We start from the raw sequence: 237 nt of genomic DNA, 5'->3' as shown, positions 1-237 counted from the left end.
ACCGCGCGCTTGGTGGCGTTGTAGGCCGGCCCGGTCAACCTGGAGGCGTACAGGCCGGCCCAGGACGAGACGTTGACGATCAGGCCGCCGCCCTGGCGGCGCATGGCCGGCAGCGCCGCGTGCACGCAGTAAAACAGGCCGGAGAGGTTGATGGCGACCACCTCGTCCCAGGCCTCGGGGGTGAGCACGTCGAAATTGCGCCGGGTGGCGTTGGTGCCCGCGCTGTTGACCAAAATG

1 protein-coding gene is annotated in these 237 nt (G+C 69.2%); it reads right to left on the bottom strand.

Features of this window, described 5'->3' with window-relative positions; translation table 11 throughout:
- Window positions 1–237 (bottom strand): SDR family oxidoreductase (locus tag HA630_RS27250; RefSeq protein ID WP_166832233.1); only part of this gene is annotated, 237 nt, incomplete at both ends.

The organism is Aquabacterium sp. A08, from assembly GCF_011742065.1.
This window is presented reverse-complemented; position numbering and strand designations above follow the sequence as displayed.